The organism is Hydrogenophaga taeniospiralis (assembly GCF_020510445.1).
Taxonomy (GTDB): Bacteria; Pseudomonadota; Gammaproteobacteria; order Burkholderiales; family Burkholderiaceae_C; genus Hydrogenophaga.
The window spans coordinates 323,622-345,845 of sequence record NZ_JAHBAG010000001.1 but is presented as its reverse complement, the minus strand read 5'-3'; the positions used below and the strand labels follow the sequence as shown (position 1 = coordinate 345,845).

The window sequence follows — 22,224 nt, the reverse complement described above, 5'->3', positions numbered from 1 at the left end:
CCATGAGCTGGAACGTCCGCATTGGCATCAACCCCCTGTCGTGGATGAACGACGACCTGCCCTCCCTGGGCGGTGAAACCCCGCTGGAAACCGCGCTGAAGGAAGGCAAGGAAATCGGCTACGAAGGCTTCGAGCTGGGCAACAAGTTCCCGAAAGACGGACCCGGCCTCAAGGCCAAGCTCGACGAATTCGGCCTGGCCTGTGTGTCGGGCTGGTACTCGGGCTTCCTGGCCGAGCTGGAGCCGGGCCAGACCAATGCCACCGCCGTGGCCGCCGAGATCGAACGCTGCAAAGCCCACATGAGCAAGCTGCAGTACAACGGCGTGAAGGTGGTGGTGTACGGCGAATGCGCCGGCACCGTGCAGGGCCAGATGGACACGCCCGTGTCCAAGCGCCCGCAGTTCGCCAACGAGGCCCTGTGGCAGGCCTACGCCGAGCGCCTGAACGCCTTCGGCGATCACCTGCTCAAGACCTACGGCATCCAGCTGGCCTACCACCACCACATGGGCGCCTACGTCGAGTCGCCCGCCGACGTGGACAAGCTGATGGCCCTGACCGACCCGGCCAAGGTCTTCCTGCTGTTCGACACCGGCCATGCCTATTTTGGTGGCGCGGCCAACCCGGTGGAGCTGCTGAAGAAACACGTCAAGCGCGTGGTGCACGTGCACTGCAAGGACGTGCGCACCCCTGTGATCGCCCAGGCCCGCAACGACGGCTGGAGCTTTTTGAACGGCGTGATCAACGGCACCTTCACCGTGCCCGGCGACGGCAGCATCGACTACGCCGCTGCGCTCAAGACGCTGAAAGACAACGGTTACCAGGGCTGGCTGGTGGTGGAGGCCGAGCAGGACCCGGCCGTGGCGCCGAGCTACGAATATGCGCAGAAGGGCTATCGCACTCTGCGAGGCCTGGTGGACGCCCTGAACTGAACGCCAAGGAGCTTCAAATGGTCAGTCCTTTACTCGCCAAAGCCGCACCCAGCGGGCGCGAGATCGTCAACGTCACGCCCGAGCGCGCCGGCTGGACCCACGTGGGCTTTCGCGCCCTGCGCCTGGCGGCCGGTGAATCGGAAGCGGTGGAAACCGGCGAACGCGAACTGTGCCTGGTGGTGCTGACCGGCAGCGTGGACGTGACCGTGGACGGCCAGACGCACGCCGACCTGGGCACCCGCAGCAGCGTGTTCGAGGAAACCTCGCCCGCCGCCATTTACGTGCCGCCGGGCAAGACCGTGCAGGTGCGCGCCGCGCGCGACGTCGAGCTGGCTCTGTGCACCGCCCCCGGCGACGGCCAGGCCCGCCCGGTGCGCGTGATCGACCCCGCCGGCATGCGGCGCAGCGTGCGCGGCAAAGGCACCAACACCCGCTACGTGTGCGACATCCTGCCGCACGACGACCCCACGGCCGCGCATCTGCTGGTGGTGGAGGTGATGACGCCGGCCAGCCATTCCAGCAGCTATCCGCCGCACAAGCACGACCAGGAAACCCCGCCGACCGAAACCCTGCTGGAAGAGACCTACTACCACCGCCTCAACCCGCCGCAGGGCTTCGCCTTCCAGCGCGTCTACACCGACGACCGCAGCCTGGACGAGGCCTGCGCGGTGGAAGACCACGACGTGGTGATGGTGCCGCGCGGTTACCACCCCGTGGTGGCCCCGCACGGTTACGACCTGTACTACCTGAACGTGATGGCCGGGCCGAACCGCTTCTGGGTCTTCAAGAACGACCCGGCGCACGAGTGGATGATCAAGTAGAGATCACCCCCCTGCGCCGCTGACGCGGCTTCCCCCCTCTCTGGCGCGCCTGCGGCGCTGGGAGGGGGGACGGCATCTGTGGCCCGGCGAAGCCGGTTCCGCGATGCCCCTTGGTTGAATCCCCGCTCTCCGGAGTGAGCAGGGACTTTCCCAGCTTGTATGGTTGATTTGTTGGGGTGGATTGCCTGCGTGCTGGGGCGGCCCCTGGCGCAGGAGCGCGTCCCGTTCAGGCCGGCGGTTGTGCGGCGCGCCGGATCCAGTCCCTGAACGCCTGCAGCGGCGGGTGGCTCTCACGGTGTGCGGGCCAGGCCAGGTAGTAGCTCCCACTGTCCACGGGCCCCTCCACCGGCATGACCAGCTCGCCGCGCGTCAGCTCGCCGTCGATCAGGAACCGGGGCAACAGGGCGCAGCCGAGTCCGGCGATGGCGGCTTGCGCGGCCATCGCGAACTGATCGACCAGCATGCCGTGGACCTCGGTGGCGTGCACGCCCATCGCGGCGAACCAGCGTTCCCAGGCGTCGGGGCGGCTGACCAGGTGCAGCAAGGGTGCGCGGAGCAGGTCGGCGGCGGATCGGATCGGGTGCTGGGCCAGCAGTCCGGGGCTGCACACCGGCACCACCGTTTCGTTCATCAGGACATCCAGCATGGCGCCGGGCCAGTGCGGCGTGCCGAAGTGGATGGCGGCGTCCATCGGTTCGGCCTGGAAGTCAAAGGGCACCAGCCGCGTCGTCAGGTTGATGGTGACGCCCGGGTGGTGCGCCAGAAACTGGGGCAGGCGGGGCGCGAGCCAGCGGGTGCCAAACGTCGGGAGGATGGCCAGGTTCAGCGTTCCCCCGTGGGGGTTGGCCCGAAAGGCCAGGGCGGCGGCCGACAGGCGCTGCAACGCGGCCCGGATTTCCTGAGCGTAGGCTTCTCCCGCCAGGGTCAGGCGCACCGTCTGCCGCTCCCGGATGAACAGCTCGGCGCCCAGTTGGTCCTCCAAGCCCCGGATCTGCCGGCTGACCGCGCTTTGCGTGAGGTGGAGTTCGCCCGCGGCGGCCGTGAAGCTGCCCAGCCGGGCGGCCGCCTCAAACGCCTTGAGCATGCCCATCGAGGGCAGGAAGCGGGAAGGGAACAGGGCCGTGGTCATGGGGTTGATCATTCCAAATTGGAATGATGTGGGTCGGGATTATCGTTTGACCTGGCTCGAACTCCCGGAGAGACTGCGTTTCCCGATCGCCAGCTTGAGGACATTTCAGAATGATCTGAGCGTGTTCCCGGTGTCTGCGGGATTCCATGTCAACAGCCCCATGAACCACGATCCCTGTTCACACGGCCTTTGGGAGGCCTCAGCGCCTCCGGCCCCGGTCACGTCGGCGCTGCGTGCGACGCTGCACGCCGATGCGGTGGTGGTGGGCGCCGGTTACACCGGCCTGTCGGCCGCGCTGGTGCTGGTGCAGCGCGGCGCCTGCGTGGTGGTGCTGGAGGCGCAGGAGGTGGGTTTTGGCGGCTCGGGGCGCAACGTGGGGCTGGTCAACGCCGGGATGTGGGTCATGCCCTCCGCGCTGCCCGGCGAGCTGGGTGAATCGCTGGGCCACCGGCTCTTGGACCAATTGGGGAACGCGCCCTCGCAGGTGTTCGAGCTGATCGAACGCCACGGCATGGACTGCGAACCGCAGCGCAGCGGCACCCTGCACTGCGCCCCCGACGCCACGGGCCTGCGCGAACTGCAGGAGCGCGCGCGCCAGTGGCAGGCGCTGGGCGCGCCCGTGCGGGTGCTGTCCCAGGCCGAGACGGCGCAGAAAACCGGCACCGACGCCTACCTGGGCGCGCTGCTGGATCTGCGTGCGGGCACCGTCCAGCCCCTGGCCTACGCCCGGGGGCTGGCCCATGCCGCCGTGGCCGCAGGCGCGCAGCTGCACACCCAGACGGTGGTCAGCGCCGTGCAGGACGAGGGCCGGCACTGGCGTGTGAACACCGTCGGCGGCGGTGCCGTTCACGCGCCCTGGGTGATCGTGGCGACCAACGCCTACTCCAGCGCCGACGGGCCCTGGGGCGCGCTGCAGGCCGAACTGGTCCGGCTGCCGTACTTCAATATGGCGACGGCCCCGTTGCCGCCCGCGCTCTTGAGCCACATCCTGCCGGAGCGCCAGGGCGCCTGGGACACCCGCCAGGTGCTGTCTTCCTTCCGCCTCGACCGCCAGGGCCGCCTGGTCTTGGGCAGCGTGGGGGCGCTCCGGGGCGTGGGGCGGCCCATCCACCGCGACTGGGGACGCCGCGCCCTGGCCAAGCTGTTTCCACAGTTGCGTGGCGTGGCCTTTGAACACGAGTGGTACGGGGAGATCGGCATGACGGCCAATGCCTTGCCGCGTTTTCACCAACTGGCCCGCAACACCGTGGCCTTCTGTGGCTACAACGGTCGCGGCATCGCGCCCGGCACGGTCCTGGGCCGCGAGCTGGCGCGTCTGGTGCTGGGCGAGATCACGGTGGCCGACCTGTCGCTGCCCGTCTCCGGCACCGTGCCTGCGCGGCTGAAGGCGGTGCGGGAGAGCTTCTATGAAATCGGCGCACAACTCTCGCACTTCGTCGGTGCGCGGTCGCTGGGCTGACGGCGCCCGTTCCACGGCCCGGCACAACGCATGGGAATGCTTCAACCCACCCGATCGGTCCCTCGCTCCTTCGACTTCTGCTTCCCCCAACATCTCCGGAAATCCCCATGTCCCATCCCCTGTCCCGAACCGTTTCGCAGCTGTTGACCCGCCTGGGCGTGAACCCCCGCGCATTCGCCGAGGGGGCGCTTGCCGTGCGTTCGCCGATCGACGGCAGCGTGATCGGCGCCGTGCACCCGGCCTCGACCGAAGCGGTCGCGGCGGCCGTCGGTCGTGCCGACGTGGCTTTCAAGACCTGGCGCAGCGTGCCCGCGCCACGCCGCGGCGAGCTGATCCGCCTGTTCGGCGAGGAACTGCGCGAGCACAAGCAGGCGCTGGGCGAGCTGGTGTCGGTGGAGGCGGGCAAGATCCGCTCCGAGGGCCTGGGCGAGGTGCAGGAAATGATCGACATCTGCGACTTCGCGGTCGGTCTCTCGCGCCAGTTGTACGGCCTGACCATCGCCTCGGAGCGCCCCGGTCACCGCATGATGGAAACCTGGCACCCGCTGGGTGTGGTGGGCGTGATCAGCGCCTTCAACTTCCCGGTCGCGGTCTGGGCGTGGAACGCCGCACTGGCCGTGGTCTGCGGCGACGCGGTGGTCTGGAAGCCGTCGGAGAAAACGCCGTTGACGGCGCTGGCCTGCCAGGCCCTGTTCGAGCGCGCCGCCCGGCGCTTCGGCGACGACGCCCCCGCCGGGCTTTCAGCGCTGGTGATCGGCGAGCGCGAGGTGGGGGAGGCGCTGGTGGACGACGTTCGCGTGGCCCTGGTGTCGGCCACCGGCAGCACCCGCATGGGGCGCGAGGTCGGCCCCCGGGTGGCGCGCCGTTTTGGCCGCTCACTGCTGGAGCTGGGCGGCAACAACGCGGTCATCGTCGCGCCTTCGGCCGACCTCGACCTGGCGGTGCGCGGCATCGCCTTCGCCGCCGTGGGCACCGCCGGCCAGCGCTGCACCAGCACGCGCCGCCTGATCGTGCACAAGAGCCACCAGGAAGCCCTGGTGCAGCGCCTGAAGCAGGCCTACGCCGGCCTGCCCATCGGCGACCCGCTGGCGGCCGACACCCTGGTCGGGCCGCTGATCGACGCGCGGAGTTTCGAGGCCATGCAAAACGCTTTGCGCGCGGCTGTTGAACAGGGTGGTCAGGTGTTCGGCGGTGAGCGGGTGTTGCAAGTGCCGTTTCCGAACGCCTACTACGTCAAGCCGGCCATCGTGGAGATGCCCGCGCAAACCGACACCGTCTGCCACGAGACCTTCGCGCCGATCCTGTACGTGATGGGTTACGAGCGCTTCGAGGACGCGGTGGCGCTGCAAAACGCCGTGCCCCAGGGGCTGTCCTCGGCCATCTTCAGCAACGACCTGCGCGAGACCGAGGCCTTTCTGGCGGCGACGGGCTCCGATTGCGGGATCGCCAACGTGAACATCGGCACCTCGGGCGCCGAAATCGGCGGTGCTTTCGGCGGCGAGAAGGACACCGGCGGCGGGCGCGAGTCGGGTTCGGACGCCTGGCGCGCCTACATGCGCCGTGCCACCAACACCATCAATTACTCGCGCGAGCTGCCCTTGGCGCAGGGGGTGCGCTTCGACGTCTGAATGGAAACACCCCTCGCCGCGAGGGGGTTGACCGAGGGCATGGCGGAACCGGTTTTGCCGGGCCGCCCATATCGCCCCCTGGAGGGTTATTCCAGCTCGTGCCGATCGGCGGCGGCGAACAGGTCTTGTGCGAAAGCCGGGTCGGAGTCGACCAGGTCCATGGCCATGGCGCGCACCTGTTCGGCTTCTTCGAAACGGGTCAGCGGACGCCGCTGGGCGGCGGCCAGGAGTGGCGCGTTCCACAGGGCACGGGCGCGTTGCAGGCCGGCGTGGAACCAGGCGGCGATCGGGCCGGCCAGGGAGGGGTGGGTGGTGTGGGCAAGGACGCTGGACATGGCGTTTCTCCTATCGGGCAAACAACAAATGTTGCAGTGCAGTATAGGGTAAACCCTAGGTTTTTGCATCCACCCGGATCAAGAATCCCCACCCGGCGTGACGCAGTGCCGGTTTTCCATGCCGTGCACCGGGGCCAAGGGGCTGGCTCAGGCCTGAACCACGATGGGAAATTCCGCGCGCAGGCCATCGGTGGCCGCCACGAAGGGGCGGGTCAGCGCGGCCTGGCCCTGTTCACCCAGGCGGCGCCACAGGAAGTCGCGCGCATTGCCGGGGTCGCCCGCCACATAGAGCTGGGTGGTGAGCAGTTCCGCGCGGTCCAGCTTCACCTTGACGTGGATGTGCGGCGTGCGCCCGCTGTAGGGCGCGGGCCGCAGGGTGCGGAAGCGGTAGCGCCCGTCGCGGCCGACGCCGACCCGGCCAAAGCCTTGAAAGGCCGGATCGGCCCGGCCGCCGTCGCCGGGGTGGTGGTAGTGGCCGGCCTGGTCGCACTGCCAGATCTCGACCACCGCGCCCGCCACCGGCACACCCTGGGTGTCGGTCACGGTGCCTTCGACCCAGGCCGGCTGGCCCTGGCCGTAACGCGCGCTGCCGTTGCGCAGCAGGTCGAAGTCGGTGTCGGCCGGCAGCGCCACGGGGTAGTAGGGGCCTTCGGTCTGGCTGGGTGTGGGGCGCAGCTCGGTCTGGGCCCGGGCCGGGGTGAGCCATGCCGGCGCGGCGGTGGCGGCGATCACGGTGGCACCGCGCAGCAGCAGTGCGCGGCGAGAGGGTGGGTGGTTTGATGGCATCGCGGGCTCCTTGAACGGGGGAATGCCTGCCGTTCGGGGAGCCTGTGAAAGCCGTGTGCGCCAGGGCTTGGGCAGGCTCAGCCCGAACGGTCGTCGGGATGGACGGGGGGCTGCAGATCCAGCGACACGAACCGCGTGTCGTGGTTGTCCGGATCGTTGGGGTTGTCGGATTCTTGGAAGCCCAGCGTGTGGGCAAGTTCCAGCATGCCGTGGTTGATGCGCAGCACCGTGCCCACCAGTCGCCGCGTGCCGCGCTCGCGCAGGTACCGAATCATCTTGTCCATGAGCCGGTGGCCCAGGCCCGAGCCCTTGAGGTCGGAGCGCACGATGACGCCGAACTCGGCGGTGTGGTTGTCCGGGTCCACCGTGGCGCGCACCGCGCCCAGGGTCTCCTCGCCGCCCTCGGGCGTGGCGCGGGTGGCGATGAAGGCCATCTCGCGCGCGTAGTCGATCTGGGTGAGCCGCGCGAGCTCGCTGTGTTCGATGCTGCGGCGGCTGTAGAACACGCGCAGGCGGATGTCCTCGGGGTCCAGCCGCTCCAGAAAGGCGCGGTGCTGGGCCTCGTCCTCCGGCCGGATGGGGCGCAGCACCACGGGCTGCTCGCGCCAGGTCCAGGTCTCGATCAGCTCGGCCGGGTAGGGCAGGATGGCGAAGTGCGCCGCGCCGGCCGGGCGCCGGGCCGAGAGGCGCACGCGCGCGTCCAGCGCCACCGCGCTCTCGTGGTTGACCAGCAGCGGGTTGATGTCCAGCTCGGCCAGTTCGGGCACCTCGGCCAGCAGCTGCGACACGGCCACCAGCACCTGGGCGATGCCATCGAGGTCGGCGGTGGGTTCGTCGCGGTAGCCGTGCAGCAGTTTCGCGATGCGCGTGCGGTGGATCTGCGCCAGCGCCAGCGCGGTGTTGAGCGGCGGCAGGGCCAGCGCGCGGTCGGCCAGCACCTCCACCGCCACGCCGCCGGCGCCGAACAGGATCACCGGGCCGAACACCGGGTCCACGCTGGCGCCGACGATGAGTTCGTGCGCGTGCTTCTTGCGCACCATGGGCTGCACGGTGAAACCCTGCACGTCGGCGTCGGGCCGCAGCTCGCCCACGCGCGCGAGCATCGCGGCGCAGGCCTCGGCCAGCTCGGCGGCGCTGCCGATGTTCAGGCGCACCCCGCCGACATCGGACTTGTGCGTGATGGCGTGTGAGAGGATCTTGAGCGCGACCGGGTAGCCCATGGCCTCGGCCGCGGCCTGGGCTTCGGCCGCGTCGGCCTCGACCACGCGCGTGGGCACCACCGGCAGGCCGGCGGCGGCGAGGAAGTCCTTGGCCTCGGGTTCGGTCAGCAGCTCGCGCCCGCTGGCGAGCACGCCGTCCACGATGGCACGGATGCGTGGCAGGTCCACCGCCCGGGCGGCGCCGCGGGCCACGGGTGTCTGCAGCAGCTCTTCCTGGTGCAGGCGGAAGGTGCGCAGGAAACAAAACGCACGCACCGCCTCTTCGGGTGTGTTGAAGTCGGGCACACCGGCGTCGCGGAAGGTCTGGCGCGCCGCGGCCACCGCCGTGTCGCCGAGCCAGCAGCCCAGCACGCGCTGGGGCGTGGCGCCCACCCGCGGCAGCAGGGCCTGCGCGATGTCCAGGCTGGGCACGATGGCGGTGGGCGCGTGGATGAACAGCACCGCGCTCTCGCGGTCGTGCGACAGCGCTTCGAGCGCGTCCACGTAGCGCTGGGCCGGCGCGTCGCCGATGATGTCCACCGGGTTGGCGCGCGACCAGTGGGCGGGCAGCACGGCGTCGAGCCGCGCCAGCAGCGCGTCGTCCAGCGGGGTCAGCGGCACGTTGTCGGTGGCCGCGGCGTCGGCCGCCATCACGCCGGCGCCGCCGCCGTTGGTGAGCACGATGAGCCCGCCCGAGGGGCCGTCGCGGAAACGCGCCAGCGTCTCGGCCGCGAGGAACAGCTCGTGCAGCGTGTCCACGCGCAACATGCCGGCGCGGGCAATGGCCGCGTCGAACACCGCGTCGGAGCCCGCGAGTGCGCCGGTGTGCGAAGCCGCCGCGGCCTGGCCCGCGCTCGACCGCCCGGCCTTGACCACGATCACCGGCTTGTTGCGCGCCGCCGCGCGCGCGGCCGACATGAATTTGCGGCTTTCCTCGATGCTTTCGATGTAGAGCAGGATGGCGCGGGTTTTGGGATCGCTGCCGAGGTAGTCGAGCATGTCGCCGAAGTCCACGTCGGCGCGCTCGCCCAGCGAGACGAAGTGCGAGAAGCCGATGCCGCGCGAGCCGGCCCAGTCCAGCATGGCCGTGACCAGCGCGCCCGACTGCGAGACGAAGGCCAGTTCGCCCTGGCGCGCCCCGATGTGCGCGAAGCTGGCGTTCAGCCCCAGGTGGGGCACCAGCATGCCGATGCAGTTGGGGCCGAGGATGCGCAGCGTGTGCACGCGCGCGGCCTCCAGCATGGCCTGCTTCTGCGCCGCGCTCAGGCCGGCCGTGACGACGATGGCCGCGCGCGTGCCACGCGCGCCAAGCTCCTTGATCAGCCGCACCACGGTGGCCGCGGGCGTGCAGATCACGGCCAGGTCGGGTGCCTGCGGCAGCGCCGCCACGCTGGCGTAGGTCTTGACGCCATCGAGCTCGGCGTGTTTCGGGTTGACCGGGTAGAGCGCTCCGGCAAAACCGCCGATCAGCAGGTTGCGCCAGACCGTGGCGCCCACGCTGGCCGGGCGCATCGAGGCACCGAACACGGCCACCGATGCGGGGTTGAAGAGGGCGTCGAGGTGGCGGATGCTCATGGTGGCTGTGCGGGTTGGCGTCAGGTGGACGGGGGCGCGGCCGGCGGTGCGCCGCGGTTCGAGGCCATGAACGCGATCAGGGCCATGCGCATGGCCTCTTCGACCGACATGTCGATCGGCGTGGTCCAGCTGCGCGGCACGAAGACGGTGTAGCCGCCGATCATGTAGCCCATGGGCAGGTACACGGCCACCTGGTCCAGTTCACCCAGGGCGCCGGGCAGCCCCTGCATCGACTGGCGCGTGACCAGACCGACGATCCCCAGCTCGTTGCCCGGCCACTTCAGCAGCACGACCTGCTGGGCGTCCTGATCGTGTGGCGCAAAGTAATCGGCGAAGTTCTTCAGCGAGGTGTAGATGCTTTTCACCACCGGCAGGTTGGTGAACGGCAGCTCGACCCAGGACAGCAGGCGCGACGTGATGGGCTGGGAGATCAGCATGCCCAGCGCCAGGATCAGCACCCCGCCCAGCGCGATGCCCAGGCCGGGCAGGTAGAAGTTGCCGATGACGGGGCGGATCAGCCACATGGCGGTGCGTTCGGTCCAGGTCACGAACAGCACCAGCACATACACCGTGATGGCCAGGGGCAGGAAGGTGATGAGACCGCGGAAAAAGTATTGGGACAGGCGTTTCATGGGGGTGTGTGCGGGCCAAGGGGTGCCGCGGGCGCAGATGCGCGCCAGCATAGCAGCCGGGGCGCCGGGCGTGTGTGTCACCCGCCCGGCTTGCAAACGGCGAAAATGGCCTCAGCTGGGGTGGCGTTGACGGATGTATCCCAGGTTGACATGGCGGCGGGCGCCTGGTCCCGGAACTCTCCTGGCCCGATGGGCTCACTGATACATGAATGGATTTGCCGATTTTCTGAGCCGTGTGCTGCGCGGCGTGCTCAAACTGGTGCTGGTGTTGGCCGCGGGCGTGTTCGTGCTCAGCTTCCTGCTGGCCGCCATCGTGGTCGTGCTCGGGGTGTCGCTGTGGTCGTTGCTGACGGGGCGCAAACCCGCGCCGGTGGTGATGTTCAGCCGCATGCGCCAGAACTCGCAACGCTACGCCCAGGGCGTGTGGCCGGGGCGCGGCGAACGGCCCACGGGCGATGACGTGGTGGATGTGCAGGCCACCGAAGTGCCGGACGCGCCGCTGGCGCCGCCGGGCGCTGGTGGTGCCCGCAAGGGACCGGATACCATGTCCCGGGTCCCGCTCTGAGGCGCTGAACGGCGCGTTGGCGCCCGGGGCTTTCAGCCTCTCAGTCGTCCTCTTCGTCGTCGGCCGGTTTGCGGCGGGCCAGCGCCGCGTTGTACAGCGCGTTGCGCGGCTGGCCGGTGATGTCCGCGCACAGGCGCACCGCGGTTTTCAGCGGCAGCTCGGCCAGCAGCAGGTCCAGCACGCGCAGCGCCGCCGCGTCCACCGCGCCTTCTTCACCACCGGTGGTGGCCAGCGGGTGCAGCATCAGCACGAATTCGCCCCGCGTGCGGTGCGCGCCGGCCTGCAGCCAGGCGGGAAAGCCGCTCGCGGGCATCTGCGCCACTTCTTCAAATTGTTTGGTCAGCTCGCGGCCCACGGTCAGCCGCCGCTCGCCCAGCACCGCCAGGTCCTTGGCCAGCGCTTCGATGCGGTGCGGTGCTTCGAGCAGCACGCAGGCGCGCTCGTCGGTGCCCATGCCCTGCACCTCGCGCTGCCGCTCGGCCGCCTTGGGTGAGAGAAAGCCGGCGAACACAAAGTGGCCGTTCCAGCCGCTGTGGCCGGCCACGCTGAGCAGCGCGGTGATGCTGCTGGCGCCCGGGACGGGCACGCTGCGCAGCCCGGCGTCGTGCACCGCGGCCACCAGCCGCGCGCCCGGGTCGCTCACGCCGGGGGTGCCGGCGTCGCTCACATAGGCCACCCGCTGGCCCTCGCGCAGCCGCTGCACCACCGTCTGGGCCGCCTCGGCCTCGTTGTGCTCGTGCAGCGCCAGCAGCGGCTTGTGCAGGCCATAGCCCTGCAGCAGCCCGGCGGTGTGGCGCGTGTCCTCGCAGGCCACGGTGTCGGCCAGCGAGAGCACCTGCAGCGCGCGCAGGCCGATGTCGGCCAGATTGCCGATCGGCGTGGCCACCATGTAGAGCGCGCCTTGCGGATAATGCTGGTGAGCGGCCGCTTCACGGGCGGCGGCCAACAGGGAGGGAGTGTGTGCAGACAATGTGGAATTTCCGGAAACAGGGTTCACCCACCCGGCCAGACCGCGCCGAGGCGGCGCCGACCACCACCAAGCAGCGTGGCGACGTGGCCGAGGACGCCGCGCTGGCGCATTTGCAGCGCCAGGGTTTGCGCCTGGTGCAGCGCAATTTCAAAACCCCGGGCCGCGGCGGTGGCGAACTCGATTTGATTATGCGCGAGGCCGACGGCACGCTGGTGTTCGTCGAGGTGCGCCAGCGCGCCAGTGCCCGCCAGGGCGGTGCGGCGGCGAGCATCACCGCCACCAAACAGCGCCGCATCGTGTTCGCGGCGCGGCACTTTTTGCTGCGCTGGGGCTCAGAGCCCCCATGCCGTTTCGACGTGGTGCTGGTGCACGGTCGGCCCACGCCGCTTGGCGAGCGCCCGGACCCGGCCGCGCCACCGGTTCGGCTCGAATGGCTGCGCGCCGCTTTTGATGCGTCCGCTACCTTTTGACACCCGCCCCGCCGCTATGATCGCCCCATGCTTCTGCAACGCATCCAGCAACAATTCATCGACAGCGCCGACCTGAAGTACCAGTGCGCCCAGTCGCTCGCTCCGGTGGTCGAGGCCGCGACCACGGCCGTGCTCGCCAGCGTGACCGGCGGCGGCAAGGTGCTGACCTGCGGCAACGGGGCCTCGGCCGCGGCCGCGCAGCATTTCGCCGCCAGCTTCGTGGGCCGCTACGAGCGCGAGCGCCCGGAGCTCGCCGCGTTCTCGCTCTCGTCCGACGCCGCGGTGCTCACCGGCATCGCCACCGATTTTGATGCCCGGTCCATCTTTGCCCGCCAGGTGCGCGCGCTGGGCCACGCTGGCGACGTGCTGCTGGCGCTGTCCACCAGCGGCAGTTCGGCCAACATGCTGGCGGCGGTGGAAGCGGCGCACGAACGCGACATGACGGTGGTGGCGCTCACCGGCGCACGCGGCGGCCGTCTGGCGCAGATGCTGCGCGACACCGACGTGCACGTGTGCGTGCCGCACGAGCTGCCGGCCCGGATTCTGGAGGTGCATCACATCGTGTTGCACTGTATTTGCGACGGTGTGGATGCCCAGTTGCTGGGCCTGCCCGACGAGTTGAACAACGAACAGGAGAGTCCCTCATGAATCAGACGCAACAACCCCGCCACAGCCGCCTCGCGGCCACCGTCCTGGCCTCCGTTCTGCTGGGTGCCACCGTGTCGGCCTGTGCCCCCCTGATGATGGGTGGCGCGGCCGTGGGCAGCGCCCTGGTGGCCACCGACCGCCGCACCTCGGGTGCCCAGCTGGACGACCAGACCATTGAGCTGCGGGCCGCCAACCGGCTGCGCGACCAGATGGGCACGCGGGCCCGGCTGGACGTGACCAGCTACAACCGCCGGGTGCTGCTGACCGGTGAGGTGGTGAGCGCGCGCGACAAGGAGCTGGCGGGTCAGGTTGTCGGCCAGGTGGCCAATGTGGCCGGCGTGGTCAACGAACTCGACGTCGCCAACAGCCCGACGCTGCGCGAGCGCACCGCCGACACCCTGCTGACCGGCCGGGTGAAGGCCGCGATGCTGGACGCCAAGGACCTGTCCGCCAATTCGTTCAAGGTGGTGACCAACCGCGGAACGGTGTTTCTGATGGGCCGCGTGACCCAGCGCGAAGCCGACCGCGCTACCGAGATCGTGCGCAACACCTCCAGTGTGCAGCGCGTGGTGCGGGTGTTGGAGATCATCAGCGACGAAGAGCTGTCGCGTCTGCAGCCGCAGTCCGCTCCAGCGAAATAAACAAGGTCGCGTCGCCAGCACGGGGCCTCCGGCGCGCGTGTCTTGATCCCAGGATGCCGTGGAACCGGCTTTGCCGGGCCACTGGCATCGCCCCCTTGAGGGGGTGGCGCCGCAGGCGACGCGGGGGTGGGCCTACCTCAAGCGCTTGATCAGGCTCGATGTGTCGAGCCGGTTGCCCTGCATGGCCTGCACGTCGGCGTAGAACTGGTCCACCAGCGCGGTCACTGGCAGCCGCGCGCCATTGCGCTTGGCCTCGTCCAGCACCAGACCCAGGTCCTTGCGCATCCAGTCCACCGCGAAACCGAAGTCGAACTGATCGGCCACCATGGTCTTGCCGCGGTTGTCCAGTTGCCAGCTCTGGGCGGCGCCCTTGCCGATCACGTCGAGCACCTGGGGCATGTCCAGTCCGGCCTTCTGGCCGAAGGCGATGGCTTCGGCCAAGGCCTGCACCAGTCCGGCGATGCAGATCTGGTTGACCATCTTGGTGAGCTGACCGGCGCCGCTGGCACCCATGAGGGTGAAGGCGCGCGAGAACGCCATGGCCACCGGTTTGACGGCGTCGAACGCTGCCGCGTCGCCACCACACATGATGGTGAGGGCGCCATTCTGCGCGCCGGCTTGGCCACCCGAGACGGGGGCGTCGACAAAGGCCAGCCCCAGGGCTTTCGCGGCCGCGTACAGCTCGCGCGCCACGTCGGCCGACGCGGTGGTGTGGTCCACGAACACCGCGCCCGGCGCCATGCCGGCAAAAGCGCCGTCGGCCCCCAGGGTGATGGAACGCAGGTCGTCGTCGTTGCCCACGCAGGAAAACACGATGTCGGCCCCCGCGGCCGCTTCGCGCGGCGTGGCCTTGGCGGCGCCACCGAACTCCGCCATCCAGGCCTGCGCCTTGGCCGGCGACCGGTTGTAGACCGTCACCGAATGCCCGGCTTGGGACAGATGCCCAGCCATCGGGAAACCCATGACGCCCAAGCCAAGAAAAGCGACCCTCTTCGGCGCAACAGATTCGTAGGTTTTCGAAGCAATGCTGCTCATGAGAGGGATCCTGCAATAAAGGGAAAGGAAAACCAGAAATGCGGCGTCTCGGTGCAGCCGGAGCGAGAGGACTGACCCAGAACGCGGTGGAGCCGGCTTTGCCGGGCCACTCGCGTTGCCCTCTAAAAAGGGGGCGGGCGAAGCCCGGCGGGGGTGTTTCTCTAGACGATCGTCATGTGCTCGGTGCCGGCGGCCAGGTCCACCGATTTGCCGCGCTGGCTGTTGAGCTTGATCTGCAGGCGCAGGTCGTTGAGCGAATCGGCATTGCGCAGCGCATCTTCAAACGTGATGAGGTTGGCCTCGAACGCGTTGAACAGCGCCTGGTCGAAGGTCTGCATGCCCATCTGGGTGCTCTTCTTCATGATCTCCTTGATCTCGGAGACGTCGCCCTTGAAGATCAGGTCGGAGATCAGTGGCGAGTTGAGCATGATCTCGACCGCGGCATGGCGCCCCTTGTTGTCTTGCCGGGGCACCAGGCGCTGGGAGACCAGGGCGCGCAGGTTGAGCGAGAGGTCCATCAGCAGCTGTGGCCGGCGCTCCTCGGGGAAGAAGTTGATGATGCGGTCCAGCGCCTGGTTGGCGCTGTTGGCGTGCAGGGTGGCCAGACACAGGTGACCGGTTTCGGAAAACTGGATCGCGTGTTCCATGGTCTCGCGGTCGCGGATTTCGCCCATCAGGATCACGTCGGGCGCCTGGCGCAGCGTGTTCTTGAGCGCCGCTTCCCAGCTGTCGGTGTCCAGGCCCACCTCACGCTGCGTGATCACGCAGTTCTTGTGCGGGTGCACGAATTCGACCGGGTCTTCAATGGTGATGATGTGGCCGTGGGTGTTTTCGTTGCGCCAGTCCACCATGGCCGCCAGCGAGGTGGACTTGCCCGAGCCGGTGGAGCCCACCAGGATGCAAAGCCCACGCTTGGACAGCGCCACGTCCTTGAGCACCTGGGGCAGGCCGAGCTTGTCGATGGTGGGCAGCACGGCCGGAATGGTCCGCAGCACCATGCCGATCTTGCCCTGCTGGATGAATGCACTGACCCGGAAGCGCCCGATGGCCGGCGGCGCGATGGCGAAGTTGCACTCCTTGGTGCGCTCGAACTCGGCGGCCTGCTTGTCGTTCATGATCGCGCGCGCCAGCGCCAGCGTGTGGGAGGCGTTCAGCGGCTGCGGTGAAACCTTGACGACCTTGCCATCCACCTTGATCGCCGGCGGAAAGTCGGCCGTGATGAACAGGTCGCTGCCCCCGCGGCTGAGCATGAGCTTGAGCAGGTCGTTGATGAATTTGGATGCCTGATCGCGTTCCATGAGGTCTTACCTTGTCTTTGAAGAAGCCCGCAACGGGGAGTGCATGTTCAGCCTGGGAAGTTCTCGGGAATCTTGGCCTTGCTGCGTGCCTCGGCCGCGCTGATCACGTTGCGCTTGACGAGGTCGGACAGGTTCTGGTCCAGCGTCTGCATGCCCACGCTGTTGCCGGTCTGGATGGCCGAATACATCTGGGCCACCTTGGCCTCGCGGATCAGGTTGCGGATGGCGCTGGTGCCCAGCATGATTTCGTGCGCAGCCACCCGGCCGGAGCCGTCCTTGGTCTTGCACAGGGTCTGCGAGATCACGGCCACCAGCGATTCGGACAACATGGCGCGCACCATGTCTTTTTCTTCGGCGGGGAACACGTCGATGATCCGGTCGATGGTCTTGGCCGCGCTGGAGGTGTGCAGGGTGCCGAACACCAGGTGGCCGGTTTCGGCCGCCGTCATGGCCAGGCGGATGGTTTCCAGGTCGCGCATTTCGCCCACCAGGATCGCGTCCGGGTCTTCGCGCAGGGCCGAGCGCAGCGCGTTGGCAAAGCTCAGGGTGTGCGGGCCGACTTCGCGCTGGTTGACCAGGCACTTCTTGGACTCGTGCACGAATTCGACCGGGTCTTCCACCGTGAGGATGTGACCGTATTCGGTTTCGTTGAGGTGGTTGACCATGCCTGCCAGGGTGGTGGACTTGCCCGAGCCGGTGGGGCCGGTCACCAGCACCAGGCCGCGCGGACGCAGGGAGAGATCACCAAAGATCTTGGGCGCGTTGAGCTGCTCCAGCGTGAGGATCTTGCTCGGGATGGTCCGGAACACCGCGCCCGCGCCGCGGTTGTGGTTGAAGGCGTTGACGCGAAAACGCGACAGGCCTTCGATCTCGAACGAGAAGTCGCATTCCAGGAATTCTTCGTACTGCTTGCGCTGGCTGTCGTTCATGATGTCGTACACCATGCTGTGAACCATCTTGTGGTCCAGCGGCTCGACGTTGATGCGGCGCACGTCGCCATGCACCCGTATCATGGGTGGCAACCCGGCCGAGAGGTGAAGGTCGGAGGCTTTGTTCTTGACGCTGAAGGCGAGCAGTTGCGTGATATCCATCCAGGGGTCCCGTGCTGTGGTGGTATGACGATGGATTATGACGACGATTTCAGACAATCTCCAACAAGTGAACGAGCGCCTGGCGCGGGCCTGTGCCCTGGCGGGACGCGATGCGCAAGCCGTCACTCTGCTGGCGGTCTCCAAGACCTTCGGCCCTGAGGCGGTGCAGCAGGCGCTGGCCGCGGGCCAGCACGCTTTTGGCGAGAACTACATCCAGGAAGGGGTGGAGAAGATCCTGGCCCTGCGCGAAACCCGGCCGGGCGCCGCGATCGAATGGCACTGCATCGGCCCCATCCAGAGCAACAAGACGCGTCTGGTGGCGGCGCATTTTGACTGGGTGCAGTCGGTGGACCGGGTCAGGATTGCCCAGCGCCTGAGCGAGCAGCGCCCCACCGGCATGGCGCCGCTGCAGGTGTGTCTGCAGGTGAACGTGGACGGCGGGCCGACCAAGTCGGGCGTGGCACCTGCCGACCTGACCGCGCTGGCCGAGGCGGTGGCCCCCTTGCCCGGGTTGCGCCTGCGCGGGCTGATGTGCATTCCCGAGCCCGCGGCCGAGTTTGAAGCCCAGCGCGCGGTGTTCCTGCAGGCCCGCGCGTTGTTCGACGGGCTCAATGCCCGGGGCTTCGGGCTCGACACCCTGTCCATGGGCATGAGCGACGATCTGGAGGCTGCGGTGGCCGCCGGGTCCACCATGGTGCGCGTGGGGCGGGCGGTGTTCGGCAGCCGCGCCGCGCCGCCAGAGCCGTCGACCCCAGCGGCCACCTGATCCACGTCTTCCTGCGCGGCAAGCGCCGCGGGGGCTGATGCCACGCCTGCGCTGGCGCCAGGGAGGTTCAGCGCTTGGGCAGCGCCATCGGCTTGATGCTGCCGCAGTCCGTCGAGAGCCATTTGCCCTGGCCTTCCATGGTCATGGACGTGGGCTTGCCCTGGCGGGTGGTGTTCATGACCATTTTCATGGTGTAGGCGGTGTCGCCGCTGAAGGTGTAGGTGCCTTCGCCGGACGACGGCGGGTTCTTGCAGACGTAGCTCATCTTGAGCGCGCTGGCGCTGCGCGAGTGGATGGTGGTGGTGCAGTCGCCCTCGGTCTGGCTGGGCAGTTCCTGGCGCGCCGCCATCTCCGGGGTGATGCAGATCTTCAGGGCCATGCCGCCCTTGGCGCCGGGCGCCATGCTCACGCCCTGCTGGCCCATCATGGCCTCCATCTGCTTGCGCTGCTCCGGCGGCATGGACGCCAGCTGCTTCTGCATCTGGGCCATGGCCTGCTCAAGCTCCGGGTTGCCCCCCATCTTGTGTTCGACGGCCCACAGGCCCGGTCGGGTGCTCTGGGCCAGCGAGGCGGTGGCGCACAGCGTCAGGGCGGTCAGCAGGGCGGCGGAGATGGGTTTGATCATAGGGGCTCCAGAAAATGGGGTGCATTGTCGCCCCGGCCGGTGTCTTTTCAAAGCGGCAGCCGGGTGCTGTTCTTCACTTCTTCCATCACGGCGTAGGTGCGCGTCTCGCGCACGCCGGGCAACTGCCACAGCACGTTGCCGGCGAAGTCGCGGTAGGCGGCCATGTCGGCCATGCGGGTCTTGAGCAGGTAGTCGAAACCGCCGGCCACCATGTGGCATTCCATGATCTCGTCGCGCACCTGCACCGCAGCCTTGAACTCGTTGAAGACGTTGGGCGTGGTGCGGTCCAGCAGCACTTCCACGAACACCATCATCCCGCGGCCGAGCTTGAGCGGGTTCAACCGCGCCTCGTAGCCCAGGATGTAGCCGTCGCGCTGCAGGCGCTGGGTGCGCGCGAGCACGGCGGTGGGCGAGAGCGCCACGGCCTCGGCCAGCTTCAGGTTGGCGATGCGGCCGTCGGACTGCAGCACATTCAGGATGCGCAGGTCGATGCGATCGAGTTCGTGGGTGGTTTCGCTCATGGATGGTGAATTATCCGGTGTAACGGTTAAAAACAGTCAGAAATTCACCATACGAGCCGGCACCATCACGGAATTCACCACCCCAGCCGATTCTCGGAGACTTCCATGCCCCGCACCACCGACCGCCTGCCCTTCCCCTACCGGCCTGAGACGGCCATCGTCGCCCAGCGCCTGGCCGCGCTGCAGGGCGCGCTGGACTGGGCCGCAGCCGCCACCGTGGCCGCGCCTTGGGTGCGCGCCGTGCGCGAGAACCCGCCGCCCTTCTGGGCGATGGAAAGCCTGCTCAAGGAATACCCGATCTCCAGCGCCGAGGGTTTGGCCCTGATGCGCCTGGCCGAAGCGCTGCTGCGCGTGCCCGATGCAGAAACCGCCATCGCGCTGACCGCGGACCAACTGGGCCGGGCCGACTTTGACAGCGCGGCCGACTCCACCTTGGCTCGGTTGTCCTCGACCGCCATCGCCATGTCCAAGAAATTTCTACCGGAATCGGGCGGCGAAACGGGCCTGATGGCCAAGCTCGGCGCCAAGACCGTGGTGGCCGCCACGCTGCGCGCGGTGCAGTTGCTGGGCCGCCAGTTCGTGCTGGGCCAGACGATCGAGGAGGGCATGAAGGAAGCCGCCTCGGCGCGCAAGAAGCTGGACCAGCTGCGCTTCAGTTTCGACATGCTGGGCGAGGGCGCGCGCACCGATGCCGACGCGCTGCGTTACCTCGCGAGCTACCAGAACGCCATCGCCGCGATCGCACGCACCGCCGACCCGGCGCGCTCGCCCGCGCACAACGACGGCATCTCCATCAAGCTCAGCGCCCTGCACCCGCGCTATGAAGACGTGCAGCACGGGCGGGTGATGGACGAGCTGGTGCCGCGCGTGTGGACGCTGTGCCGCGCGGCCGCTGAGGCCAACCTCAACCTCACCATCGACGCCGAGGAGGTGGACCGGCTGGAGCTCTCGCTCGACGTGTTCGAGGCGCTGGCCCAACTGGTGGCCGAGCACTGCCCGCGGTGGGCCGGCCTGGGCCTGGCGATGCAGGCCTACCAGACCCGCGCGGTCGAGTTGATCGAACACGTGGCCGCGCTGGCGCGCCGGTACAAGATCAGGTTCATGTGCCGCCTGGTCAAGGGCGCGTACTGGGACGCCGAGATCAAGCGCGCGCAGGAACAGGGCTTGCCCACCTACCCGGTGTTCACCCACAAACACCACACCGACGTGAGCTACCTCGCCTGCGCGAGGGCCTTGCTGGACGCGCCGGACGCGATCTTTCCGCAGTTCGCCACGCACAACGCGGGCACCATCGCGGCCATCCTGCAGATGTCGGCCCGCCACGGTGTGCCGTTTGAGCTGCAGCGCCTGCACGGCATGGGCGAGGGCATCTACCGCGAGGTGCTGAAGAACCCGCTGGTGGCCTGCCGCGTGTACGCCCCGGTGGGCGCGCACCGCGACCTGCTGGCCTACCTGGTGCGCCGCCTGCTGGAGAACGGCGCCAACTCGTCCTTCGTGCACCAGCTGGCCGACGAGTCGGTGGGCATGGACGAGCTGCTGATCTCGCCGCTGCGTCTCGAACCCCAGCCCTCGCTGCCGCTGCCGGCCGAGCTGTACGGCGCGAAGCGCGCCAACAGCGCGGGCCTGGACCTGGCGGTGGCCTCGATGCGCGAGCCGCTGCTGGCCGCGCTGGCCAGCACGCCGATGCCCGCCGTTGCCGAGGCGAGCTCCGCCGAGGTGGATGCCGCGTGCGCCCAAGCCGTGGCCGCCTTCGCCGGCTGGAACCACACGCCGGTGGCCGAGCGTGCCGCCACGCTGAGGCGCGCAGCCGACGCGCTGCAACAGCAGCTGCCGCGCTTCTGCGCCCTGCTGGTGAAAGAGGCGCACAAGACCTGGGGCGACGCCGTATCGGAGGTGCGCGAGGCGGTGGACTTCCTGCGCTTCTATGCCAACGACGCCGAGCGCGTGATGGCGCCGCAAACCCTGCCCGGCCCCACGGGCGAGAGCAACACGCTGCGGCTGGAAGGCCGTGGCGCCTGGGTCTGCATCAGCCCCTGGAACTTCCCGCTGGCCATCTTCATGGGCCAGGTCGCTGCGGCGCTGGCGACCGGCAACACGGTGCTGGCCAAACCCGCCGAGCAGACCCCGGCGGTCGCACTCGAAGCGGTGAAGCTGCTGCACGCCGCCGGCGTGCCGGCCAAGGCCCTGCAGCTGCTGCACGGCCCGGGCGAGACGGTGGGCGCGTCGCTGGTGGCGCAGCCGGGCATTGCCGGCGTCGTGTTCACCGGCTCCACCCAGGTGGCCAAGATCATCCAGCGCGCGCTGGCCGCGAAGGACGGCGCCATCGTGCCGCTGATCGCCGAGACCGGCGGCATCAACGCCATGCTGGTGGACAGCACGGCCCTGCCCGAGCAGGTGGCCGACGCGGTGGTGCAGAGCGCCTTCCGCAGCGCGGGTCAGCGTTGCTCGGCCCTGCGCCTGCTGTGCCTGCACGAAGGCATTGCCGACCACGTGATCGAAATGATCCAGGGCGCGGCGAAAGAGCTGGTGGCGGGCAACCCCGCCGAGCTGGCGACCGACCTCGGCCCGGTGATCGACGCCGAAGCCTTTGACGGCATCACCCGCCATCTGCAGCGCTTGCACGCGGAAGCGAAGCCCTTGCTGCCGGTTGCGACGCCGGCCACCATGCTGCCCAACCTGATCCCGCCGCAGATGTTCGAGGTGGGTGCCATCGCCGATGTGAAGGCCGAGATCTTCGGCCCGGTGCTGCAGGTGGTGCGCTGGGGCGGCGACCCGATGGACGTGATCCGCCAGATCAACGCGCTGGGCTACGGCCTCACGCTGGGCATCCAGACCCGCATCGACAGCCGGGCCCAGGCACTGGCCACGGCCGCGCGCGTGGGCAACGTCTACGTGAACCGCAACATGATCGGCGCCGTGGTGGGCGTGCAGCCCTTCGGTGGCGAAGGCCTCTCCGGCACCGGTCCGAAGGCGGGTGGACCGAACTACCTGCTGCGCTTCTGTGCCGAGCAGACGCTGACCATCAACACCACGGCGGCGGGCGGCAACGTGGCGCTGTTCGCCGGGCCGGCGCACTGAGCGGCCTGTCGCCCGCACGACGG

21 protein-coding genes are annotated in these 22,224 nt (G+C 68.9%); 10 read left to right on the top strand and 11 right to left on the bottom strand.

Going from position 1 to position 22,224, the window contains the following annotated elements; all coding sequences use genetic code 11:
* The first annotated feature begins 2 nt into the window (after positions 1–2).
* Both iolE and iolB read left to right on the top strand, forming a co-directional pair.
* Entirely contained in the window at positions 3–929 is a 927-nt protein-coding gene (gene iolE, locus KIH07_RS01610) for a myo-inosose-2 dehydratase (protein WP_226490287.1), read from the top strand.
* 17 nt (positions 930–946) lie between these two features.
* Positions 947–1,750: a 5-deoxy-glucuronate isomerase gene (iolB, locus tag KIH07_RS01605; RefSeq protein WP_226490286.1), complete on the top strand. Its 804-nt coding sequence runs from the start codon at positions 947–949 to the stop codon at positions 1,748–1,750.
* A gap of 226 nt (positions 1,751–1,976) precedes the next feature.
* Here iolB and KIH07_RS01600 read toward each other — a convergent pair whose 3' ends face one another.
* Positions 1,977–2,879 (bottom strand): LysR family transcriptional regulator, encoded by a 903-nt coding sequence (locus KIH07_RS01600; protein ID WP_226490285.1) that lies wholly within the window; start codon positions 2,877–2,879, stop codon positions 1,977–1,979.
* A gap of 160 nt (positions 2,880–3,039) precedes the next feature.
* Between KIH07_RS01600 and KIH07_RS01595 the strand changes: the two genes are divergently transcribed.
* Together KIH07_RS01595 and KIH07_RS01590 are read left to right on the top strand one after the other, a co-directional pair.
* Positions 3,040–4,338: an NAD(P)/FAD-dependent oxidoreductase gene (locus tag KIH07_RS01595; RefSeq protein WP_226490284.1), complete on the top strand. Its 1,299-nt coding sequence runs from the start codon at positions 3,040–3,042 to the stop codon at positions 4,336–4,338.
* Positions 4,339–4,445: 107 nt separating this feature from the next.
* A complete protein-coding gene (locus tag KIH07_RS01590; protein ID WP_226490283.1) occupies positions 4,446–5,966 on the top strand; it encodes an aldehyde dehydrogenase family protein in 1,521 nt (506 codons plus the stop codon).
* Positions 5,967–6,052: 86 nt separating this feature from the next.
* Here KIH07_RS01590 and KIH07_RS01585 read toward each other — a convergent pair whose 3' ends face one another.
* From KIH07_RS01585 to KIH07_RS01570, 4 genes are all read right to left on the bottom strand, one after another.
* On the bottom strand, positions 6,053–6,301 hold the full coding sequence (locus KIH07_RS01585) for a hypothetical protein (RefSeq protein WP_226490282.1): 249 nt from the start codon (positions 6,299–6,301) through the stop codon (positions 6,053–6,055).
* 147 nt (positions 6,302–6,448) lie between these two features.
* Positions 6,449–7,087: a protocatechuate 3,4-dioxygenase gene (locus tag KIH07_RS01580; RefSeq protein WP_226490281.1), complete on the bottom strand. Its 639-nt coding sequence runs from the start codon at positions 7,085–7,087 to the stop codon at positions 6,449–6,451.
* Between the two features lie 77 nt (positions 7,088–7,164).
* Complete coding sequence (locus KIH07_RS01575) at positions 7,165–9,861, bottom strand: bifunctional acetate--CoA ligase family protein/GNAT family N-acetyltransferase (protein WP_226490280.1); 2,697 nt, start codon at positions 9,859–9,861, stop codon at positions 7,165–7,167.
* Positions 9,862–9,881: 20 nt separating this feature from the next.
* Positions 9,882–10,493: a DUF502 domain-containing protein gene (locus KIH07_RS01570; RefSeq protein ID WP_226490279.1), complete on the bottom strand. Its 612-nt coding sequence runs from the start codon at positions 10,491–10,493 to the stop codon at positions 9,882–9,884.
* 205 nt (positions 10,494–10,698) lie between these two features.
* On the opposite strand from KIH07_RS01570, the gene KIH07_RS01565 reads away from it, so the two are divergent.
* Positions 10,699–11,058 carry a hypothetical protein gene (locus tag KIH07_RS01565; protein WP_226490278.1) on the top strand — a complete coding sequence of 120 codons (360 nt, stop codon included), beginning with the start codon at positions 10,699–10,701 and terminating at the stop codon, positions 11,056–11,058.
* Positions 11,059–11,098: 40 nt separating this feature from the next.
* Here KIH07_RS01565 and rsmI read toward each other — a convergent pair whose 3' ends face one another.
* Positions 11,099–12,028 (bottom strand): 16S rRNA (cytidine(1402)-2'-O)-methyltransferase, encoded by a 930-nt coding sequence (rsmI, locus tag KIH07_RS01560; protein ID WP_226490277.1) that lies wholly within the window; start codon positions 12,026–12,028, stop codon positions 11,099–11,101.
* Here rsmI and KIH07_RS01555 point away from each other — a divergent pair.
* From KIH07_RS01555 to KIH07_RS01545, 3 genes are read left to right on the top strand one after another with little or no spacing between them, the layout of a single operon-like run.
* Positions 12,028–12,498, top strand: coding sequence for a YraN family protein (locus KIH07_RS01555; RefSeq protein WP_226494607.1), 471 nt, complete (start codon positions 12,028–12,030; stop codon positions 12,496–12,498). The two genes, rsmI and KIH07_RS01555, sit on opposite strands and share 1 nt — an antisense overlap.
* Positions 12,499–12,525: 27 nt before the next feature.
* Entirely contained in the window at positions 12,526–13,146 is a 621-nt protein-coding gene (locus tag KIH07_RS01550; RefSeq protein ID WP_226490276.1) for an SIS domain-containing protein, read from the top strand.
* A complete protein-coding gene (locus KIH07_RS01545) occupies positions 13,143–13,787 on the top strand; it encodes a BON domain-containing protein (RefSeq protein WP_226490275.1) in 645 nt (214 codons plus the stop codon). The genes KIH07_RS01550 and KIH07_RS01545 overlap by 4 nt, the downstream gene beginning before the upstream one ends.
* A gap of 132 nt (positions 13,788–13,919) precedes the next feature.
* Here KIH07_RS01545 and KIH07_RS01540 read toward each other — a convergent pair whose 3' ends face one another.
* The 3 genes from KIH07_RS01540 to KIH07_RS01530 all read right to left on the bottom strand — a co-directional run bounded on the left by KIH07_RS01540 (position 13,920) and on the right by KIH07_RS01530 (position 17,211).
* Positions 13,920–14,822 carry an NAD(P)-dependent oxidoreductase gene (locus tag KIH07_RS01540; RefSeq protein ID WP_226490274.1) on the bottom strand — a complete coding sequence of 301 codons (903 nt, stop codon included), beginning with the start codon at positions 14,820–14,822 and terminating at the stop codon, positions 13,920–13,922.
* A 161-nt stretch (positions 14,823–14,983) separates the two neighbouring features.
* On the bottom strand, positions 14,984–16,120 hold the full coding sequence (locus tag KIH07_RS01535) for a PilT/PilU family type 4a pilus ATPase (RefSeq protein ID WP_226490273.1): 1,137 nt from the start codon (positions 16,118–16,120) through the stop codon (positions 14,984–14,986).
* Positions 16,121–16,167: 47 nt separating this feature from the next.
* A complete protein-coding gene (locus KIH07_RS01530; protein ID WP_226490272.1) occupies positions 16,168–17,211 on the bottom strand; it encodes a type IV pilus twitching motility protein PilT in 1,044 nt (347 codons plus the stop codon).
* Positions 17,212–17,248: 37 nt separating this feature from the next.
* On the opposite strand from KIH07_RS01530, the gene KIH07_RS01525 reads away from it, so the two are divergent.
* Positions 17,249–17,977 carry a YggS family pyridoxal phosphate-dependent enzyme gene (locus tag KIH07_RS01525; protein WP_226490271.1) on the top strand — a complete coding sequence of 243 codons (729 nt, stop codon included), beginning with the start codon at positions 17,249–17,251 and terminating at the stop codon, positions 17,975–17,977.
* A gap of 67 nt (positions 17,978–18,044) precedes the next feature.
* Here the strand turns inward: KIH07_RS01525 and KIH07_RS01520 are convergent, their stop codons facing one another.
* Both KIH07_RS01520 and KIH07_RS01515 read right to left on the bottom strand, forming a co-directional pair.
* Positions 18,045–18,602, bottom strand: a complete 558-nt coding sequence (locus tag KIH07_RS01520; protein WP_226490270.1) for a DUF3617 domain-containing protein — start codon at positions 18,600–18,602, stop codon at positions 18,045–18,047.
* 47 nt (positions 18,603–18,649) lie between these two features.
* On the bottom strand, positions 18,650–19,123 hold the full coding sequence (locus KIH07_RS01515; RefSeq protein WP_226490269.1) for an Lrp/AsnC ligand binding domain-containing protein: 474 nt from the start codon (positions 19,121–19,123) through the stop codon (positions 18,650–18,652).
* A gap of 105 nt (positions 19,124–19,228) precedes the next feature.
* On the opposite strand from KIH07_RS01515, the gene KIH07_RS01510 reads away from it, so the two are divergent.
* Entirely contained in the window at positions 19,229–22,201 is a 2,973-nt protein-coding gene (locus tag KIH07_RS01510) for an L-glutamate gamma-semialdehyde dehydrogenase (protein ID WP_226490268.1), read from the top strand.
* Positions 22,202–22,224: the final 23 nt, after the last annotated feature.

What these genes read in the sequence shown, in the direction of transcription:
- KIH07_RS01555 (WP_226494607.1), top strand. Translation starts at nt 12,028, where the DNA reads ATGTGGAATTTCCGGAAACAGGGTTCACCCACCCGGCCAGACCGCGCC.
- KIH07_RS01520 (WP_226490270.1), bottom strand. Translation starts at nt 18,602, where the DNA reads ATGATCAAACCCATCTCCGCCGCCCTGCTGACCGCCCTGACGCTGTGC.
- KIH07_RS01545 (WP_226490275.1), top strand. Translation starts at nt 13,143, where the DNA reads ATGAATCAGACGCAACAACCCCGCCACAGCCGCCTCGCGGCCACCGTC.
- iolB (WP_226490286.1), top strand. Translation starts at nt 947, where the DNA reads ATGGTCAGTCCTTTACTCGCCAAAGCCGCACCCAGCGGGCGCGAGATC.
- KIH07_RS01535 (WP_226490273.1), bottom strand. Translation starts at nt 16,120, where the DNA reads ATGGAACGCGATCAGGCATCCAAATTCATCAACGACCTGCTCAAGCTC.
- KIH07_RS01590 (WP_226490283.1), top strand. Translation starts at nt 4,446, where the DNA reads ATGTCCCATCCCCTGTCCCGAACCGTTTCGCAGCTGTTGACCCGCCTG.
- KIH07_RS01515 (WP_226490269.1), bottom strand. Translation starts at nt 19,123, where the DNA reads ATGAGCGAAACCACCCACGAACTCGATCGCATCGACCTGCGCATCCTG.
- KIH07_RS01585 (WP_226490282.1), bottom strand. Translation starts at nt 6,301, where the DNA reads ATGTCCAGCGTCCTTGCCCACACCACCCACCCCTCCCTGGCCGGCCCG.
- KIH07_RS01550 (WP_226490276.1), top strand. Translation starts at nt 12,526, where the DNA reads ATGCTTCTGCAACGCATCCAGCAACAATTCATCGACAGCGCCGACCTG.
- KIH07_RS01570 (WP_226490279.1), bottom strand. Translation starts at nt 10,493, where the DNA reads ATGAAACGCCTGTCCCAATACTTTTTCCGCGGTCTCATCACCTTCCTG.
- KIH07_RS01565 (WP_226490278.1), top strand. Translation starts at nt 10,699, where the DNA reads ATGAATGGATTTGCCGATTTTCTGAGCCGTGTGCTGCGCGGCGTGCTC.
- iolE (WP_226490287.1), top strand. Translation starts at nt 3, where the DNA reads ATGAGCTGGAACGTCCGCATTGGCATCAACCCCCTGTCGTGGATGAAC.
- KIH07_RS01510 (WP_226490268.1), top strand. Translation starts at nt 19,229, where the DNA reads ATGCCCCGCACCACCGACCGCCTGCCCTTCCCCTACCGGCCTGAGACG.
- KIH07_RS01575 (WP_226490280.1), bottom strand. Translation starts at nt 9,861, where the DNA reads ATGAGCATCCGCCACCTCGACGCCCTCTTCAACCCCGCATCGGTGGCC.
- KIH07_RS01540 (WP_226490274.1), bottom strand. Translation starts at nt 14,822, where the DNA reads ATGAGCAGCATTGCTTCGAAAACCTACGAATCTGTTGCGCCGAAGAGG.
- KIH07_RS01525 (WP_226490271.1), top strand. Translation starts at nt 17,249, where the DNA reads ATGACGACGATTTCAGACAATCTCCAACAAGTGAACGAGCGCCTGGCG.
- KIH07_RS01600 (WP_226490285.1), bottom strand. Translation starts at nt 2,879, where the DNA reads ATGACCACGGCCCTGTTCCCTTCCCGCTTCCTGCCCTCGATGGGCATG.
- KIH07_RS01530 (WP_226490272.1), bottom strand. Translation starts at nt 17,211, where the DNA reads ATGGATATCACGCAACTGCTCGCCTTCAGCGTCAAGAACAAAGCCTCC.
- KIH07_RS01580 (WP_226490281.1), bottom strand. Translation starts at nt 7,087, where the DNA reads ATGCCATCAAACCACCCACCCTCTCGCCGCGCACTGCTGCTGCGCGGT.
- KIH07_RS01595 (WP_226490284.1), top strand. Translation starts at nt 3,040, where the DNA reads ATGAACCACGATCCCTGTTCACACGGCCTTTGGGAGGCCTCAGCGCCT.